Raw genomic sequence first — 16983 nt, 5'->3', positions numbered from 1 at the left:
TCCCCATCCATGGAACAAGCAACATTTGGAGCGGGCTGCTTTTGGTGCGTCGAAGCCGTTTTTCAGAACCTCAAAGGCGTGGAGAAAGTGGTTTCTGGCTACACCGGGGGCCGCATTGCCAACCCGACCTATAAAGAAGTGTGCAGCGGCCTCACAGGCCACAACGAAGTCATCAACATCACCTTCGACCCGGCCGTTATCAGCTTCAAAGAGCTGCTGGAAATCTTCTGGAAAACCCACGACCCCACCACCCTCAACCGCCAGGGCAACGACGTGGGCACCCAGTACCGCTCCGGCATCTACTACCACAACGAGGAGCAAAAGCAGCTCGCCGAGGAGTATAAGCAGAAGCTCAACGACAACCAGGCTTTCCCCAACCCGGTGGTGACGGAAATCGTGGCTGCTCCTGCCTTCTACCCCGCCGAGAATTACCACCAAAACTACTTCAACCTGCACGGCCACGAGCCCTACTGCCAATTTGTGGCCCGCCCCAAAGTGGATAAGGTGAAGGCACTGTTCGGGGAGAAGCTGAAGGTCTGAACCGCAGATTTTCGCCGATTAAACGGATTTCGCAGATTCATGTAGCCAATTCGCGCATTCGTTCGTCCAAAAGAGAAGGCCACCTGTCGGGTGGCCTTCTCTTTTTCCGCAGTCTTGTTTCCGCTTGCTCGCTCTAGCTATATTAGCCGGAATTGAATCTGCGAAATTCGTTTAATCGGCGAAAATCTGCGGTTCAGACAGACACCCCAAAGTCCCGCAGCGCATCATTCAGGCTCGTCTTCAAGTCCGTGCTGGGTTTGCGCTGGCCGATGATGAGGGCGCAGGGTACCTGGTACTCGCCAGCCGGAAACTTCTTGCTGATAGAGCCCGGAATGACCACCGAACGCGGCGGCACGTAGCCGCGGTACTCCTTAGGCTCGGCGCCGGTCACGTCGATGATTTTGGTGCTGCCGGTGATGGTGACGCCCGCGCCGATTACGGCTTCTTTGCCGATGCGGCAGCCCTCCACCAGGATGCTGCGCGAGCCGATGAAGGCGCCGTCCTCGATGATGACGGGGGCCGCCTGCACGGGCTCCAGTACCCCGCCGAGACCCACGCCGCCGCTCAGGTGCACGCCCTTGCCCACTTGGGCACAGCTGCCCACGGTGGCCCAGGTGTCCACCATGGTGCCTTCGCCCACGTAGGCGCCGATGTTGGTATAGCTCGGCATCAGGATGACGCCGGGGGCCAGGAAGGCGCCGTAGCGGGCCACGGCCGGCGGCACCACGCGCACCTGCTGGCCGGCGTAGTCGGTTTTGAGGGCCATTTTGTCGTGGTACTCGAAGGGGCCTACCTCCTGGGTGCTCATCTGGCGCAGGGGGAAGTAGAGAATTACGGCCTTCTTCACCCATTCGTTGATGGTCCACTCGCCGCCGTCTTCGGTGGGCGGGGTGGCCACGCGCAGGCGGCCTTTGTCCAGCTCTTCGATGACGTGCTCGATGGCGGCTTTGGTGTCGGGGGTTTGAAGCAGGGCGCGGTCGGCCCAGGCCTGTTCGATGAGGGTTTGCAGGTCAGACATGAAGGGTTGGGATAAGCAACGAAGGAGCCACCGGATGATACGGGAGCCGTAAAACGCAGCAAAACTAGCATCTTTGGCCCGTGCTTGGTTTCGGCCCTTCTCGTTTTGTCGTGCTGCTGGCTTCGGTCCTGAAGCCGGTTGACGATACCCGCATGCGCGGCAAGTTTGCCGAAACGCTGCTCGAGCGTCCTTACATCGACGTGCACGTGGCCGGGCGGGCCACCCCGGCCGCCGGAACGGATGATAACTCCTCGCGCATCCAGGCGCACGCCATTTTCCAGGGCACCCGGCTGAGCCTGGGCCGGCTGGCGGCGCAATGGCAGTACGTGGCGCTGCTTCTGCGCCTCAACCCTGGGCTGGTCGTCGTGCACGCGCCGGAACTGCTGCCCCTCACGGTGCTGTGGTCTTGGCTGGGGCGAGGCCACCGGTTTGTGTACGACATCCGTGAGAACTACGCGCTCAACGTGGCCACCCAGCAGGTATACAGCGGAGCAGTTCGCCGCTGGCTCGCCGCCGGGCTGCGCTGGGTAGAAACCTGGGCGGCGCGCCAAGCCGGCGGCCTCATCCTGGCCGAAAGTAGCTACGCCGACGAATTACCTTTCCTGACCGAGCAGCCCGCATCCCGCGTGGTGGTGTTGGAAAACAAGTACCAGCCGCCTGCCGGCGAGGCCCCGCCCGCCCGCCCGCAACGCCTGCCGCCCCCCGAACAACCGCTGCGGCTGCTGTATTCGGGCACCATCTCGGAGCTCAATGGCGTGCTCGAAGCCATTGCCTTTTCCGACCGGCTGCGCTGGGCCTGGCCGGGCGGTGCCACGCTCACCATCATTGGCTTTTGCCAGCAGCCGGCGCTGCTGCAGCAGCTTCGGCAGGCCGTGGAGATAAACGCCGACTGGCTCACCCTCATTGGAGGCGACGAGCTGGTGCCGCACGCCCGCATTGTGGCCGAAATCAGCTGGAGCCACCTGGGCCTGTTGCCTTACCGGCCGCACCCCAGCTCGGAACGATGCCGCCCCACCAAGCTGTTTGAATACCTGGCCCACGGCTTGCCCGTCATTACTTCCCCCAATGCGCTGTGGCAGGAACTCGTCCGCCAGCACGGCGCGGGCCTGCAGCTGGATTTTGCGCAGCCCTTCGACGGTCCGGCCCTCGTGGCCCAGCTCCGCAATCAGCGTTTTTACCCCAACGGCATTTCCAGAGACGTGCTTTGGGTGGAGGAAAGCAAAAAATTGTGGCTTTTGCTGGATTCTTTGGTTTAAACCGCCACCTTTGCGCCCCTTTTGCGTCAACTGTTCAGGCTGCTCGTAAACCCACCATCCCCGCTTCGGCGTTAACTCATTTTTCGAATTCCCACCTCACTTTAGCTTCCCCATGGCCTCCTTACGTCACTCTTACATTGCCGGTGTCGGCCATTATGTGCCAACCCGGGTAGTCAAAAACGTCGAGTTGGAGCCCATGATGAACACCTCCGACGCCTGGATTCAGGAGCGCACCGGCATCCAGGAGCGGCGCTGGTTCGAGGAGGGCAAGGACACCACGGCCAACATGGGCGCCAACGCCGCCCGCAAAGCCATGGAAATGGCTGGCGTGGCGCCCAACGACGTGCAGATGATAGTGTTTGCCACGCTCTCGCCCGACTATTTCTTCCCCGGCTCCGGCGTGCTCATGCAGCGCGAGCTGGGCATCACCAACAACTGCCCCGCCCTGGACGTGCGCAACCAATGCTCGGGCTTCATTTACGCCCTGTCGGTGGCCGACCAGTTTGTGCGCACCGGCATGTACGACACCGTGCTGGTGGTGGGCTCCGAAATTCATTCTTCGGGCCTCGACAAGTCGCCCGAGGGCCGCGGCGTCTCCGTCATTTTTGGCGACGGGGCCGGCGCTGCAGTCTTGCGCCCCAGCACCACCGAAGGCCAGGGAATTCTGAGCACGCACCTGTACTCCCAGGGCGAGCACGCCGAGGAGCTGATTGTGAAGGAGCCCAGCTCGAACCGCGACAACCGCAACAAGCGGATGATGGAGAATGAGCAGGACCTCTACCCCTACATGAACGGCCAAAACGTGTTCAAACACGCCGTGGTGCGCTTCCCGCAGGTCATCAAAGAAGCCCTGGACAAAAATGGCTACCAGCCCGCCGACGTCAACATGCTCATTCCCCACCAAGCTAACCTGCGCATCACCCAGTACGTGCAGCAGAAGATGGGCCTGAGCGACGACAAGGTGTTCAGCAACATCCAGCGCTACGGCAACACCACCGCCGCCTCCGTGCCGCTGGCCTTGAGCGAAGCCGTGCAGGAAGGCAAAATCCAGCGGGGCGACTTGGTGTGCCTGGCCGCGTTCGGCAGCGGCTTCACCTGGGCCTCGGCCCTGATTAAATGGTAAAAAGGAACTTGGGGACTTAGGGTCTTGGGGTCTTGGATTTTTCGTCCAATCTGCCGAAACCAAGTCCCCAAGACCCCAAGTCCCTAAGTCCCCAATAGATGCCCAGCCACACCGAGGAAAATTACCTTAAGGCCATCTTTAAGCTAGCCGAGGCGGAGCCCGACACGGCGGGCGTTAGCACCAACCGCATTGCGGCCGCCCTCGACACGCGCGCCGCCTCGGTCACGGACATGCTACGCCGCCTCGCCGACAAAGGCTTGCTGGATTATGAAAAATACCGCGGCGTGCAGCTCACCACCGAAGGCCAGCGCGTGGCTTTGCTCACCATTCGCAAGCACCGGCTCTGGGAGGTGTTTTTGGTGCAGCAGCTCGGCTTCAATTGGGACGAGGTGCACGAGGTGGCCGAGGAGTTGGAGCACGTGCAGTCGCCGCTGCTCATGCGCCGCCTCGATGCCTTCCTGGGCCACCCGGCCCTCGACCCCCACGGCGACCCCATCCCCGCCGAGGACGGGGCCATGCGCCGCCCCGCCCACCGCCTGCTGGCCGACCTCACGGTGGGCGAGCGCGGCACCCTGGCCGCAGTCAAAAACACCTCGGTCCCCTTCCTGCAGTACCTCGACAAAGTCGGTTTGCAGCTCGGCGCATTGGTTGAAGTGCTGGACAAGGTGACGTTTGATAACTCCTTTGAAATCCGCGTCAACCGCGAACGCACTACGTTGATTTCGGCCGAAGTGAGCTGCAATTTGTTTGTGACGGCATGACGCCTCTTTTCTCCGACACCATCGTGGCCCTGTCCACCCCGCCGGGCGCGGGCGCGCTGGCTGTGGTTCGCCTCTCTGGTCCCAGTGCGGTCGACATCACGGCCGCCGTTTTCTCCAAAAAAAGCTTTGCCGCAGCGGCCGGCCATACCCTGCACTACGGCGCAATACGGGAAGCGGGCGGTGAGCTCATCGACGAAGTGGTGGTGGCCTTATACCGCGCGCCGCGCTCCTTCACCCGCGAAGACGTAGTGGAAATAAGCTGTCACGGCTCCGACTACGTGGTGCGCCAAGTGCTGGCCCTGCTCCTGCGCCACGGCGCGCGCCTGGCCGAAGCCGGCGAGTTCACCAAACGGGCCTTCCTCAACGGCGCCCTCGACCTGGCCCAGGCCGAAGCCGTGGCCGACCTCATCGCCGCCGACTCGGCCCTGAGCCACCGTGTGGCGCTAAACCAGCTGCGGGGCGGTTTTTCGCAAGAATTGCGCGACTTGCGGGGGCGGCTCATCAAGTTTGCCGCCTTGCTCGAGCTGGAGCTGGACTTTGGCGAAGAAGACGTGGAGTTTGCCGACCGCACCGGGCTGGCCCACTTGCTGGCCGAAGTGCGCGGCGTGGTGGCCGGCTTGCTGCGCTCGTTCGAGTTGGGCAACGTCATCAAAAACGGCATTACGGCCGTCATTGCCGGGCGGCCCAACGCCGGCAAGTCCACCCTGCTCAATGCCTTGCTGCGGGAGGAACGCGCCATTGTATCGGCCATTCCCGGCACCACGCGTGACTTCATCGAGGACGAAGTGAGCATCGAAGGGCTGCGTTTTCGCTTTGTGGACACAGCGGGCCTGCGCGACAACCCCGCCGACGAAGTGGAAGCCATTGGCGTGAGCCGCACCCGGCAGCGCGTGCGCCAGGCGGCCCTGCTGGTTTACCTGTTCGACCTGGCTGAGCTCAGCCCGGCCCAGGTGCACACCGAAATTGCCGAGTTGACCGCGGGCCTGGACTTGCCAGTGCTGGCCGTGGGCAACAAAGCCGACTTGGCCACTGCCGAACAGCTGGCCGCTTTCGAACAGGCGTTTCGGCAAGCCGAGCGGCCCGGCGCTGCGCCCATGCCGCTGGTGCTGCTGGCCGCTGGGCAAAACCAAGGCCTGGAAGCCTTGCAAGCCGCGTTGGTCGCGCAAGTGCGCGGCTCGGCGCTGGAAAACACGGCCTCGGCTACCATCGTGACCAATGTGCGGCACGCCCGGGCCCTTGAAACGGCGGCCAGCCACCTGGCTGCCGTACAGGCCGGGCTCGATACGGGCCGCGGCACCGAGCTGCTGGCTGCCGACCTGCGCCATGCCCTGGCGGCGCTGGGCGAGATTACGGGCGAGATATCGTCCGAAGACTTGCTCACGAGCATTTTCACCCAGTTCTGCATTGGCAAATAATCCCCGCTTCGAACCTCCTTGCATTTCTAATAATCAAATCGCGCAATCGTTCCCATTTGCTATAATGGGCTCAAAAGGCCCATTCTGCGAAACCATGCTTGTGTTTCAGTTGTAGTGAGCTCAGCCTGGAAAGAGCCGGAAGTTGTCCGGCTTAGGGCTTATCAATTAGTTTCGCGCTGTACTTTTCCCTCATCACTCCCGCCCATGGCAGAATCTGCTGAACTTATCCTCGACGGCAAATCCATCAGCTTGCCCGTCATCGAAGGCACCGAACACGAAAAAGCGTTTGACATTGGCAAACTGCGCGACCAAACCGGGTACGTTACCCTCGATTCTGGTTACAAAAACACTGGCGCCACCAAGAGCTCCATCACGTTCCTCGACGGCGAAGAAGGCATTCTCCGGTACCGCGGCTACCCCATTGAGCAACTGGCCGAAAAGTCAACCTTCCTCGAAGTTGCTTACCTGCTGATTTACGGGGCGCTGCCCACCGAAGCCGAACTGGCCCACTTCAGCGGCCAAATCACCAAGCACACGCTGGTGCACGAGGACATGCGAAAGATTTTCGACGGTTTCCCGTCGGCCACGCACCCCATGGCCATCCTGTCGTCGCTCATCTGCGCGCTCACCGGTTTCTACCCGCAGAGCGTGTCGCCGGACTTGAGCCCCGAAGAAATGGAGTTGAACATCATTCGCCTGCTGGCGAAGATGCCGACCATCGCGGCCTGGACCTACAAGAACAACATGGGCCATCCGTTGAACTACCCGCGCAACGACATGGACTATTGCGCCAACTTCCTCTACATGATGTTCAGCTTCCCCACCGAGAAGTACGAAATCAACCCCGTAGTGGTAAGCGCCCTCAACAAGCTCCTCATCCTGCACGCCGACCACGAGCAGAACTGCTCGACCAGCACGGTGCGCCTGGTGGGCTCGGCCAACGCCAGCCTCTACGGCTCGGTGTCGGCCGGCATCAACGCCCTGTGGGGCCCGCTGCACGGCGGCGCCAACCAGGAGGTGATTGAAATGCTGGAGGCCATCGAGGCCGATGGCGGCGACACCAGCAAGTTCATCAACAAAGCCAAGGACAAGAACGACCCGTTCCGCCTCATGGGCTTCGGCCACCGCGTGTACAAGAACTTCGACCCGCGCGCCAAAATCATCAAAGTAGCCGCCGACGAGGTGCTGCAAGCCCTCGGCATGCAAGACAGCCCCCTGCTGAAAATCGCGCAGGAGCTCGAACAAGCTGCCCTGACGGACCAGTACTTCATCGAACGCAAGCTCTACCCCAACGTGGACTTCTATTCGGGCATCATCTACAAAGCCCTCGGCATCCCCACCGAGATGTTTACGGTGATGTTTGCCCTAGGCCGCCTGCCCGGCTGGATTGCCCAGTGGAAGGAAATGCGCGAGAACAAAGAGCCCATCGGCCGTCCCCGCCAGATTTACACCGGCGAATTGGAGCGTGACTACACCGCCATCAGCGGGCGCTAATCAAGCTTCGTTTTTAACAACAAAAGCCCGCTCTTTCGAGCGGGCTTATTCGTGTCCGACGGGGTGGTGTCCTCCCCTATTTGAGGCGGTGCGCGGTGAAGTTGCTGCGCAGGGCTTGGTAGGCCACCACTTGCTGGGGCTTTAGCAGGTACATGAGGTCGCTCTCGTAGCGTTGCTGAGCCCACGAAAGCTGGGCGTCGCGCTCTTCGGCGCTGGCGCCGTTCAGCATGATTTCTAGGTCGCGGCGCTCGGTGAGCATGTTGAGGTGGAGCTGCTTGATGGCGATGAACTGGGCCTCGTTGAACTGGATACGTTCTGCCAGGGCCCGGGTAAGGGTGTTGGCGCGGTTCATCATGGCTTTGGAGTACGACCCATCACCGGGGCCTTTAGCAGCGGCGGGTACTGTGCACATGGAGGCGGCAATGCACGTAGCGAAGAACAGGTTTTTCATGGGTTGGAAAATAAATGGTGGTTGAATGGAGTGAATAATGAGGTTGTGGACATTTGACTGAGCCAAACCTAAGCACAATTTATTTTTGAACGAAAAATATTTTTTTTGTCACTTTTTTAATCACTCACTTTGCCCGCGATATTATAACTATCTGATTTATAATGTCGTGTTAGCATAATAAAAAACGAGATGATGAAGCAAAAAAAAAGCTCACCATTTGGCGAGCCATATATTTTTACCACCTAAATCCTACTATATTTTCAGTTGTTTAAAGCCTTACTTTAAGTAAAAGGGCTTTTTAACTTCCCGAGACCGGCAAAGTAGGTTACCCATTTTAGGGGCTTTAGAGGATGTGCAACTCAATGCGGCGGTTGAGTCGCCGGTGGGCTTCGGTGTCATTTGGGGCCAGGGCGCGGTTTTCGCCATATCCTTTGGAGCGTAGCCGGTTGGCCGAAATGCCGTGACTAGACAAGTACTCGACCACCGACTGCGCCCGGCGCTGCGAGAGCTGGATGTTGGCTTCGGGAGTACCTACGTTGTCGGTGTAACCCGATACCTCAATCTGTACGTCGCGGTACTGTTGCAAAAACTCAATCAGGCGGTTGAGCTCGGTGCGGGACCTGGATTTAAGTTCGTATTTATTGGTATCGAAAAACAGATTATTCAACACCACGCTGCGGCCGGAGCGCACCGGCTCGAGGTAGATATCCAGGGCCTGCGGGTCGAAGGTGTGCTGGTCAGAATAGTCGAAGCTGAGGCTTTTGAGCAGGTATTTGTCGGCGGCCGCGTACATGGCGTAATGGTGGCCCTCGTTGAGCACCACGGTATAGTCGCCGTATTCGGGGTCAGACGTCACGAACTGCGTGAGCACGTCCGTGTCCAAGTCGTAGAGCTTCACCTCTGCTTTGAGCGGCTTTTTGGTATTGGCGTCAAACACCCGGCCCTGAGTATAAGTGCTGGATTCGCGGGCTTTCACCGGCGGTGGCACCGTGAAGCTGAACAGCTCCACCGGCCGCTCCCGTACCATGCGCGAGCCGGCCGCGGGCTCGTCGCTGGCCCGGCTGCGAGAGCAAAAACCCTTCTGGTTGTCGGAGGTGATGAAGAGGGAGGCTTCGTTCTCGAACGTATTGAGCGGGAAGCCCAGGTTACGCGGCTCACCCCATTTGCCCGCGGCGTTCTGCTCGCAGCGGAAGACGTCGAGCCCGCCCATGCCCACCAAGCCGTCGGTGACGTAATACAAGGTGGTGCCGCTGGCGTGAATGAACGGCGCCATGTCCTTGCCGGCTGTGTTCACGGGCGTGCCCACGTTTTGCGCCCCGCTCCACGTTCCGTCGGGCTTCAGGGTGCTCACGTAAATGTCTTCCTGGCCCTGCCCGCCGCGGCGGGTGGAGGTAAAGTAGAGCGTGCGGCCATCGGCAGAAAGCGACGGCTGCGAATCCCACTCCGTGGAATTAACATTGGTGCCCAGGTTCACGGGCGCGCTCCAGTTGTTGCCCGTGCGGCGCGAGATGTACAAGTCGCAGTTGCCAATGGCCTTGGGCCGGTCGCAGGACGCAAAAACCAGGGTTTTACCGTCGCCGGAAATGGACCCGGCTCCTTCGTTGTAACTGGAGTTGATGGCCGGCGAGATGGGCACTGGGGCCCCAAGCGAGCCGTCTTTGTTTTGGCGGCTCACATACAAATCTTCGCCGCTGCTGGAAGCCGGCCGGCCCGTAAATAGCAGGAAGCGGTTGTCGGCCGTGAGGGCCGGAAAATACTGGAACTTGAAGCTGTTCAGCGGGGACGTGAGGGCCACGGGCGCCTCGCCCACGGGGTTCTTCATGGCGTTGAGCGCAAACTCACACGTGAGCAGTTGCCGCTGCGATTTTGCGAGGTTCTTCTGCGTCTTGGGCGCCACTTTTAGCAGCTGCTTGTAAGCATCCAGCGCGGTTTGGTACTCGCCGTAGCTCAACGCCAAATCACCCAATAACTGGTACTCCGAGGCGTGCGAAGCGTCGAGCGGCACTTTGCTCAGGCCGTCGCGGTAGGCGGCCAGGGCACCGCGGTTGTCGCCTATCGCCTTCGACAACGAGCCCTTCAACAAATACGCTTCCCCGAAAGAGGGAAACTTCTCGTTGAGCTGGTTCAGCGTTTCAATGGCCTTGATGAAGTCGCGTTCTTTTACCTGCTGCTGGGCTTTTTCGAGCAGGCCCCGGGCCTTAGTGTTGGTAGGCGTTTGGACCTTGACGGGAAGCTGGCTCCACGCGGCTTCCACCGAAGTCATCCACAGCAACGACATAATTCCGAGGCGCAAGGCCCCCAACACGGTAATGCGACTCATAAGGAAAGCTAGGGGATATCGAGGTATTTATGGGTCTGAAGCGAAACCTGCCAACGCGGATGTCGCTTCACGTAGTCTACTAATTCGGGGGTCATGCGCGCCGCGCGGCTCCATTCGGGCTGCAAATAGAGGCGGGTACTGGCCGGCACGAGGTCCGCGTGTTCCTCAGCCCAAGCAAAATCAGAGCCATTGAAGACCACGACTTTTAGTTCGTGGGCGGCAGCCAGCACCTCCGGCAACGGCGCCTTGAATTTTTTGGGCGACAAACACACCCAGTCCCAGGTGCCAGAAAGCGGGTGCGCACCCGACGTTTCCAGCCACGTCTGGCAGCCAGCGGCGCGCAACGCAGCCGTAAGCGGGCCCAAGTCATGCATCAGGGGCTCGCCTCCAGTTATCACCACGTTGCGGCCGGGAAAGGCCAGCACTGCAGCCACGAGTTGCGAAATCGTTTGCTTGGGATGGGCTTCCGCGTCCCACGACTCCTTTACGTCGCACCAGTGGCACCCGACGTCGCAGCCCCCTAACCGGATAAAATACGCAGCCCGGCCCGTATTGTACCCTTCGCCCTGAATGGTGTAAAACTGCTCCATGACGGGCAGGAGCACGTCGGTTGCAGACGAGGGCAAATCACCAGAAGGTGCAATAATATCGAGAGAAAGTAAAGTCACGGGGAATTAAACTAAAATGCGTTTGAAAGCGGTGCTACCCAAACGCAGGCAATAAGACACGTCGTTCCCGATGCCGAACTTTAAAAGTACGGGGTTGGGCTACGCTAACCAAATATTCCTAAAATCAGCTTGCTGAATGCGGGTATATCTCCCCCTTCGCAGCGCGCAAGGTGTTCAGCAGAAGCATGGCAATGGTCATGGGGCCCACGCCACCGGGCACAGGCGTGATGGCCGCCGCCAGCGGGGCCACTTCCGCAAAATTGACGTCCCCTTTCAGCGTGTAGCCGCTCTTCTTCGTGGCATCGGCCACGCGGGTCGTGCCCACGTCAATGACCACCGCACCGGGCCGCACCATGTCGGCCGTCACAAACTCGGGCCGGCCAATAGCAGCCACCACGATGTCGGCGGTGCGGCATATGTCGGCCAGGTTTTGGGTCCGGGAGTGACATAAAGTAACCGTGCAGTTGGCCGTGTCCAAATTCTTGGCCAGCAATATGCTAACCGGCGTGCCCACAATGTTTGAGCGACCAATAACCACGCAGTGCTTGCCGCTGGTTTTGATGCCCTGCCGGCTCAGCAACTCCACAATGCCGGAAGGCGTAGCCGGCAGCAAGGCAGGCAAACCGGCCACCATCCGGCCGATGTTCATGGGGTGAAACCCGTCGACATCCTTCTCCGGCCGGATGGCTTCGATGACTTTTTCGGGGTTGATGTGGGCCGGCAGCGGGAGCTGCACAATGAAGCCATCAATCTCAGGGTCGTGGTTCAGCTCCGCTACTTTGGCCAGCAGCTCGGCTTCCGTGATGTCGTCCTCGTAGCGCAGCAGCGTGGACTGGAAGCCTACCCGCTCGCAGGCCAGCACTTTGTTGCGCACGTAAGTTTCGGAGCCGCCGTCGTGCCCCACCAAGATGGCCGCCAGATGCGGGACTTTGCTGCCCGCGGCTTTCAGGTTCGCTACTTCGGCTGCAATTTCGGCTTTGATGTCTTCGGCGGTTTGCTTGCCGTCGATGAGGTTGGAGGTGGTGGTTGGTGTCATTGTTAGGATATGAGCCTGAAAGCAGCGAATGGGTTGGCAGTCCTTCCGTACTGCGATGATAAAGGGTTGCTAGCAAGGCTTTTCTATCAAGATTTTGCCTTCGCCAATAAAAACAAAAAAGCGGCCCGAAAGCCGCTTTTCTGAAGTTAATCAATTTTCAACACCGCCAGGAAAGCTTCTTGCGGTATCTCGACGGAACCCACGGAGCGCATCCGTTTTTTGCCTTCTTTCTGCTTTTCAAGCAGTTTGCGTTTCCGGCTGATGTCGCCGCCGTAGCACTTGGCAATTACGTTTTTGCGCAGCGCTTTCACGGTTTCCCGGGCAATGATTTTCTGGCCAATGGACGCCTGAATGGCGATGTCGAACATCTGGCGGGGCAGCAGCTCGCGGAGCTTCTCGCAGAGACGCTTGCCCCACTCGTAGCTCTTGGAACGGTGCACGATGGCCGATAGGGCGTCCACCTTCTCGCCGTTCAGCATCACGTCCAGCTTCACCATGTCGGACTCGCGGAAGCCAATCAGTTCGTAGTCGAGCGAAGCGTAGCCGCGGCTGATGGACTTGAGCTTGTCGAAGAAGTCGAATACGATTTCCGACAGCGGCAGCTCGAAGCTCATTTCCACCCGCTCAGAAGTCAGGTACGACTGGCCTTTGATGATGCCGCGCTTCTCCATGCACAGCGTGATGATGGGCCCCACGTATTCCGAAGCCGTGATAATCTGGGCCTTGATGTACGGCTCCTCGATGTGCTTAATCAGGTTCGGCTCCGGCATTTCGCTCGGGGCGTTGATGGTCAGCAGCTGGTCTTTGGTGCCCGTGGCGTGGAACTGCACGCTCGGCACCGTGGTGATGACCGTCATGTTGAACTCGCGCTCCAGGCGCTCCTGCACGATTTCCATGTGCAGCATGCCCAGGAAGCCGCAACGGAAGCCAAAGCCCAGGGCCACCGACGTCTCGGGCTCCCACACCAGCGAGGCGTCGTTGAGCTGCAGCTTCTCCATGCTGGAGCGCAGCTCTTCGTACTCCGTAGTATCAACCGGGTAGATGCCGGCGAATACCATCGGCTTCACGTCGGCGAAGCCTTGGATGGCTTCTGGCGTGGGGCGGTGCACGTGCGTAATGGTGTCGCCCACCTTCACTTCGCGGGCTTCTTTGATGCCCGAAATGAGGTAGCCCACGTTGCCGGCGTGCATTTCCTGGCGCGGCTCCTGGTTCAGGCCCAGGATGCCGATTTCGTCGGCGCCGTATTCCTTGCCGGTGGCCATGAAACGGAGCTTGTCGCCCTTTTTCATCACGCCGTTCTTGATGCGGAACAGAACCTCGATGCCGCGGTAGGAGTTGAAAACCGAGTCAAAAATCAGCGCTTGCAAAGGCCCATCTGGGTCGCCCTTTGGCGCGGGCACCCGCTCGATAATGGCGTTCAGGATGGCCTCAATACCAATGCCGGCCTTGCCCGAAGCGTGGATGATGTCCTCCGGCTTGCAGCCGATGAGGTCCACGATTTCGTCGGTCACTTCCTCCGGCATGGCGTGCGGGAGGTCAATTTTGTTGAGCACGGGGATGATTTCCAAGTCTGCCCCGATGGCGAGGTAGAGGTTGGAAATGGTTTGGGCCTCGATGCCCTGCGAAGCGTCCACGATGAGCAGGGCGCCTTCGCAGGCGGCGATGCTGCGGCTCACTTCGTAGCTAAAGTCGACGTGGCCGGGCGTGTCAATCAGGTTCAGCGTGTAGGTCTCCCCTTTGTAGGGAAACTGCATCTGAATGGCGTGGCTCTTAATGGTGATGCCGCGCTCGCGCTCCAGGTCCATGTTGTCGAGCAATTGGGCCTGCATGTCGCGCTTCGCCACGGTGCTGGTAAACTCCAGCAGGCGGTCGGCCAAGGTGCTTTTACCGTGGTCGATGTGGGCAATGATGCAAAAGTTGCGGATATTCTTCACAGAGGGCGGTTTTTCAGTCCGCGAAGGTACGAAGCACGGGGCGCATAAGCCAGCCGGAAGGCCCAGCGGTACCTGCCGCGGCCCTTGCGGGGATAAGAAGCTGCTGGTTAGTTTTGCTGATTCTTCACTTTTGACCGATTAGCACCCGTTGCCTATGGAACCGGAAACCGCTACGCTTCCCTCCGAGTCCTACACCACCGACAAAAAGAAATTTTTAGTAGTGGCCCTGAACGGCACGGCGCTGTACGTCCTGGCTTATTACCTGGTGTGGGCAGCGCACCAGATTACCAAGGCCAAGCTGTCCCAATTCTACCATTTGCGGGGCATTTGGGACCCCAGCCGCATCACCTACACCCTGGCCGATGCCGAGTGGTGGCCCACGGCCATCATCGCGGTGTACGGGGCCGGGCCGCTGGTGTGCTTGCTCCTGGGCGTGGCGGCATTTATGTGGTTTTGGCGGCACGAACGGGCCAAACGCGGGCAAATTAAGCTGCTGCTGCTGTGGGTGGCTTTCCATGCCTGCAATGCGGTTTTTGGGGCCTTGCTGGCCGATACCTTCACACAATCGGGCTTCTGGTACGTGCCGGAGTGGACCATTGGCTTGGGTAACGTGGTCAACGTGATGCTGGCGCTGCTGGCGGGACTGGTGCAGCTGGCGCTGGGCTATTTTGGAGCGGTGGCGTTTCTGCAGGCCCACGACTCCAAAACGGTGATGCGTCACTCCAACCGCAAGTTGATGGTGGCAAGCACGCTGATTGTGCCCTGGGTGCTGGGCGGAGTTTTCATCGGCGTGAGCAAGCTGCCGTTCATCACCGTCCACGAGCTACTGCACCTGCTGATGATGGGGCTGCTGGTGACCCCGCTGGCCCTGGGTTGCCTCAACGAAGTGTTTTCGGACACCGTGAAGCGGCCGCAGCCCACCCACGTGGCGTGGGGGCTAGTGGGCTTGGCCGTGCTGGTGGCCTTGGCGTGGCGCTGGGCCCTGAGCCCGGCCATTCCGTTTGCCTAAAGAGTGCGGACTCTGCTCAATCAGGTGAGTGCTGTTAGCGTTTTTTCCCTGTCGAGCGTGCGGGAGCGTGATGGCCGCAAGTTGTGGGATTCTTGCAATTAACTGCTGAGACGTAACCAAGGGGCGGCTATTGTAGTTGAGCACGCGTACCGTTCTTCACTATCTCCCCAACAACACCATGGGTATTACCCTCGAACAAGCACAAGCTGCCATCCAAGCCGCACACCAGAAAGCCTTGGAAATAGGCGTCAAAATGAACATCGCCGTCGTGGATGCCGGCGCCAATCTTACCGCCTTCGTTCGCATGGACGACGCGTGGCTGGGCTCGCTGGACATTTCCATTAAGAAGGCCAAAACGGCCCGCTTCTTTGATATGCCGACCGGCGAAATCGGCAAGCTGTCGCAGCCCGGTGGCCCGCTCTACAACATCGAGCATTCCAACAACGGCCTCATCACCTTCCCCGGCGGCATTCCGATAATGGATTCGGGCAACCGGGTAATTGGCGCCATTGGCGTATCGGGCAGCACCGTGGAAGACGACCACGCCGTGGCCGAGGCTGGAGTGCAGGCCATTCAGGGGCAATAATTATTGCCTCGAAAGCTGGCTTTTAATTAAAAACAAAACGGGATGGTCGGGCTGCATATAAATGCAACCCGACCATCCCGTTTTGTTTTTGCCCCTGTATAGCTGTCTATCACGAATGAACTAAGGGATATCCTCAGCCTCGCTTGGCAATTTTATTAAAGCTAATGCTGCGCTGTCTGGTTGACTTAAAGCGGCCATCGTCAACCGCGCTTTTGGCCCGGTGCTTGGTGGCGCGGCCTTGGACCCGAGCCCGCCACATGCGCCACGAAGACGCTTTCATTTCCCGTCGCATCAGTTTGATGACCTCCGATTCGGGCAAGCCGAATTGCAGTTCGATTGCCTCGAACGGGGTGCGGTCTTCCCACGCCATTTCGATGATGCGGTCAATGTCTTCGGCTGTTAGTTCGGATTGGGTCATAGTAGTTGGGTGCCATTAGCACTGCTGGGGCAGAGTAGCAACAGGCGAAGCCATGTTTCGGGTATTAAATGCCCATAATTAAAAGCGGGCCACTTGATTTAAGGTACCCAGCATAGACAGGGTGCAACCAAAGGCAACATCTCAGTCTCCACTTGGCAACCAGCTTGCCGGAATCATCCCCTCGCCCACCTCATGTTGCTACGCATTTTATTGTCGGGTTTTCTATTATCCTGTACGCTGGCCAGCACAGCCCAGCAGCTTAAGGGGCGCGTGGTAGCCGCCGCTTCGGGCAAGCCGGTGGCTTTTGCCACGGTGGGCGTAAAGGGGAAAGCGCTGGGCTCGACTGCTGATGAAATGGGCCATTTCGTTTTTGCCGTGCCTGCGACGCTTCCTGCTACCGATTCCGTCATTATTTCGTGCGTTGGCTTTCGGGCGCAGCGTCTCACGGTTGGCCAGTTGCGACAGGCGGAGGCCGTGTGGTGCCTGCTGCCGCAATCCCAAACACTGAGCGAAGTGCAGGTGCGCCACTCCCAACTCAGGCCGGCCATCATGGGCCGCAACGAGGTGGGAGGAATGGCCTACTGGACCACCTCCATCCGGGACTCCATGCTGACTGTGGGCAGCGACGAGCGCGGCTGGGAAGTGGCCACCGTGTTGCCAGTGCGGCGCAGTTGTTACGTCGACAGCTTTCGCTTCTATGTCGCACGGAATGATTTTAAGCCCGTCCGGTTTCGGTTTACACTTTACGAACTGACCAACGACCGACCCACGCGGCAGCTACTTACTAACGACATTCAGTTTACCCTGCCAAGGTGTAAGCTTCCCCGTTTGGTGGGCCAATCAAAACCAGAGTCAGGCTGCTTGTTTAAATTCCATCGGGGTTAAAAACCCCAGCGCTTGATGCGGGCGCAGGGTGTTGTAATCGTGCATCCACTCGGTCAGTAATTGGCGCAC

General features: G+C 59.5%; 17 protein-coding genes. 9 read left to right on the top strand and 8 right to left on the bottom strand.

Going from position 1 to position 16983, the window contains the following annotated elements:
• The first annotated feature begins 9 nt into the window (after positions 1-9).
• Positions 10-540: a peptide-methionine (S)-S-oxide reductase MsrA gene (gene msrA, locus VF629_RS17460; RefSeq protein WP_331059778.1), complete on the top strand. Its 531-nt coding sequence runs from the start codon at positions 10-12 to the stop codon at positions 538-540.
• A gap of 193 nt (positions 541-733) precedes the next feature.
• Here msrA and VF629_RS17455 read toward each other — a convergent pair whose 3' ends face one another.
• Positions 734-1558 carry a 2,3,4,5-tetrahydropyridine-2,6-dicarboxylate N-succinyltransferase gene (locus VF629_RS17455; protein ID WP_331059777.1) on the bottom strand — a complete coding sequence of 275 codons (825 nt, stop codon included), beginning with the start codon at positions 1556-1558 and terminating at the stop codon, positions 734-736.
• A gap of 80 nt (positions 1559-1638) precedes the next feature.
• On the opposite strand from VF629_RS17455, the gene VF629_RS17450 reads away from it, so the two are divergent.
• The 5 genes from VF629_RS17450 to VF629_RS17430 all read left to right on the top strand — a co-directional run bounded on the left by VF629_RS17450 (position 1639) and on the right by VF629_RS17430 (position 7607).
• Positions 1639-2814 carry a glycosyltransferase gene (locus tag VF629_RS17450; protein WP_331059776.1) on the top strand — a complete coding sequence of 392 codons (1176 nt, stop codon included), beginning with the start codon at positions 1639-1641 and terminating at the stop codon, positions 2812-2814.
• Positions 2815-2926: 112 nt separating this feature from the next.
• Positions 2927-3937, top strand: coding sequence for a beta-ketoacyl-ACP synthase III (locus tag VF629_RS17445; RefSeq protein ID WP_331059775.1), 1011 nt, complete (start codon positions 2927-2929; stop codon positions 3935-3937).
• 98 nt (positions 3938-4035) lie between these two features.
• Complete coding sequence (locus tag VF629_RS17440) at positions 4036-4698, top strand: metal-dependent transcriptional regulator (RefSeq protein WP_331059774.1); 663 nt, start codon at positions 4036-4038, stop codon at positions 4696-4698.
• Positions 4695-6113 carry a tRNA uridine-5-carboxymethylaminomethyl(34) synthesis GTPase MnmE gene (mnmE, locus tag VF629_RS17435; RefSeq protein WP_331059773.1) on the top strand — a complete coding sequence of 473 codons (1419 nt, stop codon included), beginning with the start codon at positions 4695-4697 and terminating at the stop codon, positions 6111-6113. Before VF629_RS17440 ends, mnmE begins: the two co-directional genes overlap by 4 nt.
• Positions 6114-6317: 204 nt before the next feature.
• Positions 6318-7607, top strand: a complete 1290-nt coding sequence (locus VF629_RS17430; RefSeq protein WP_331059772.1) for a citrate synthase — start codon at positions 6318-6320, stop codon at positions 7605-7607.
• A gap of 76 nt (positions 7608-7683) precedes the next feature.
• Here the strand turns inward: VF629_RS17430 and VF629_RS17425 are convergent, their stop codons facing one another.
• From VF629_RS17425 to lepA, 5 genes are all read right to left on the bottom strand, one after another.
• Complete coding sequence (locus VF629_RS17425; RefSeq protein ID WP_331059771.1) at positions 7684-8058, bottom strand: hypothetical protein; 375 nt, start codon at positions 8056-8058, stop codon at positions 7684-7686.
• 343 nt (positions 8059-8401) lie between these two features.
• Positions 8402-10378, bottom strand: coding sequence for an OmpA family protein (locus tag VF629_RS17420; protein ID WP_331059770.1), 1977 nt, complete (start codon positions 10376-10378; stop codon positions 8402-8404).
• 8 nt (positions 10379-10386) lie between these two features.
• Positions 10387-10968, bottom strand: a complete 582-nt coding sequence (locus tag VF629_RS17415; RefSeq protein WP_331059800.1) for a 7-carboxy-7-deazaguanine synthase QueE — start codon at positions 10966-10968, stop codon at positions 10387-10389.
• 202 nt (positions 10969-11170) lie between these two features.
• Positions 11171-12082 (bottom strand): bifunctional 5,10-methylenetetrahydrofolate dehydrogenase/5,10-methenyltetrahydrofolate cyclohydrolase, encoded by a 912-nt coding sequence (locus tag VF629_RS17410; protein ID WP_331059769.1) that lies wholly within the window; start codon positions 12080-12082, stop codon positions 11171-11173.
• Between the two features lie 146 nt (positions 12083-12228).
• Positions 12229-14016 carry a translation elongation factor 4 gene (gene lepA, locus VF629_RS17405; RefSeq protein ID WP_331059768.1) on the bottom strand — a complete coding sequence of 596 codons (1788 nt, stop codon included), beginning with the start codon at positions 14014-14016 and terminating at the stop codon, positions 12229-12231.
• Between the two features lie 154 nt (positions 14017-14170).
• Here lepA and VF629_RS17400 point away from each other — a divergent pair, with 154 nt between their 5' ends.
• The gene (locus VF629_RS17400; RefSeq protein WP_331059767.1) at positions 14171-15025 is read left to right on the top strand and encodes a hypothetical protein; all 855 of its coding nucleotides are present in this window, start codon (positions 14171-14173) and stop codon (positions 15023-15025) included.
• A gap of 178 nt (positions 15026-15203) precedes the next feature.
• The gene (locus tag VF629_RS17395) at positions 15204-15611 is read left to right on the top strand and encodes a heme-binding protein (RefSeq protein WP_331059766.1); all 408 of its coding nucleotides are present in this window, start codon (positions 15204-15206) and stop codon (positions 15609-15611) included.
• Between the two features lie 133 nt (positions 15612-15744).
• Here the strand turns inward: VF629_RS17395 and VF629_RS17390 are convergent, their stop codons facing one another.
• On the bottom strand, positions 15745-16029 hold the full coding sequence (locus VF629_RS17390) for a TIGR03643 family protein (protein WP_331059765.1): 285 nt from the start codon (positions 16027-16029) through the stop codon (positions 15745-15747).
• Between the two features lie 192 nt (positions 16030-16221).
• Between VF629_RS17390 and VF629_RS17385 the strand changes: the two genes are divergently transcribed.
• The gene (locus VF629_RS17385; RefSeq protein WP_331059764.1) at positions 16222-16914 is read left to right on the top strand and encodes a carboxypeptidase-like regulatory domain-containing protein; all 693 of its coding nucleotides are present in this window, start codon (positions 16222-16224) and stop codon (positions 16912-16914) included.
• Here VF629_RS17385 and VF629_RS25820 read toward each other — a convergent pair.
• Positions 16882-16959: a hypothetical protein gene (locus tag VF629_RS25820; protein WP_414653902.1), complete on the bottom strand. Its 78-nt coding sequence runs from the start codon at positions 16957-16959 to the stop codon at positions 16882-16884. The genes VF629_RS17385 and VF629_RS25820 overlap by 33 nt on opposite strands.
• Between the last annotated feature and the right edge of the window lie 24 nt (positions 16960-16983).

This window comes from Hymenobacter sp. (genome assembly GCF_036388155.1).
GTDB lineage: Bacteria > Bacteroidota > Bacteroidia > Cytophagales > Hymenobacteraceae > Hymenobacter.
Note: the sequence above shows the minus strand (reverse complement) of the source record. Positions and strands in the feature narration are given on the sequence as shown.

Coding starts and splice junctions, on each gene's coding strand:
- msrA (WP_331059778.1), top strand. CDS start 10: ATGGAACAAGCAACATTTGGAGCGGGCTGCTTTTGGTGCGTCGAAGCC.
- VF629_RS17455 (WP_331059777.1), bottom strand. CDS start 1,558: ATGTCTGACCTGCAAACCCTCATCGAACAGGCCTGGGCCGACCGCGCC.
- VF629_RS17445 (WP_331059775.1), top strand. CDS start 2,927: ATGGCCTCCTTACGTCACTCTTACATTGCCGGTGTCGGCCATTATGTG.
- VF629_RS17440 (WP_331059774.1), top strand. CDS start 4,036: ATGCCCAGCCACACCGAGGAAAATTACCTTAAGGCCATCTTTAAGCTA.
- mnmE (WP_331059773.1), top strand. CDS start 4,695: ATGACGCCTCTTTTCTCCGACACCATCGTGGCCCTGTCCACCCCGCCG.
- VF629_RS17430 (WP_331059772.1), top strand. CDS start 6,318: ATGGCAGAATCTGCTGAACTTATCCTCGACGGCAAATCCATCAGCTTG.
- VF629_RS17425 (WP_331059771.1), bottom strand. CDS start 8,058: ATGAAAAACCTGTTCTTCGCTACGTGCATTGCCGCCTCCATGTGCACA.
- VF629_RS17420 (WP_331059770.1), bottom strand. CDS start 10,378: ATGAGTCGCATTACCGTGTTGGGGGCCTTGCGCCTCGGAATTATGTCG.
- VF629_RS17415 (WP_331059800.1), bottom strand. CDS start 10,968: ATGGAGCAGTTTTACACCATTCAGGGCGAAGGGTACAATACGGGCCGG.
- VF629_RS17410 (WP_331059769.1), bottom strand. CDS start 12,082: ATGACACCAACCACCACCTCCAACCTCATCGACGGCAAGCAAACCGCC.
- VF629_RS17400 (WP_331059767.1), top strand. CDS start 14,171: ATGGAACCGGAAACCGCTACGCTTCCCTCCGAGTCCTACACCACCGAC.
- VF629_RS17395 (WP_331059766.1), top strand. CDS start 15,204: ATGGGTATTACCCTCGAACAAGCACAAGCTGCCATCCAAGCCGCACAC.
- VF629_RS17390 (WP_331059765.1), bottom strand. CDS start 16,029: ATGACCCAATCCGAACTAACAGCCGAAGACATTGACCGCATCATCGAA.
- VF629_RS17385 (WP_331059764.1), top strand. CDS start 16,222: ATGTTGCTACGCATTTTATTGTCGGGTTTTCTATTATCCTGTACGCTG.
- VF629_RS25820 (WP_414653902.1), bottom strand. CDS start 16,959: ATGCACGATTACAACACCCTGCGCCCGCATCAAGCGCTGGGGTTTTTA.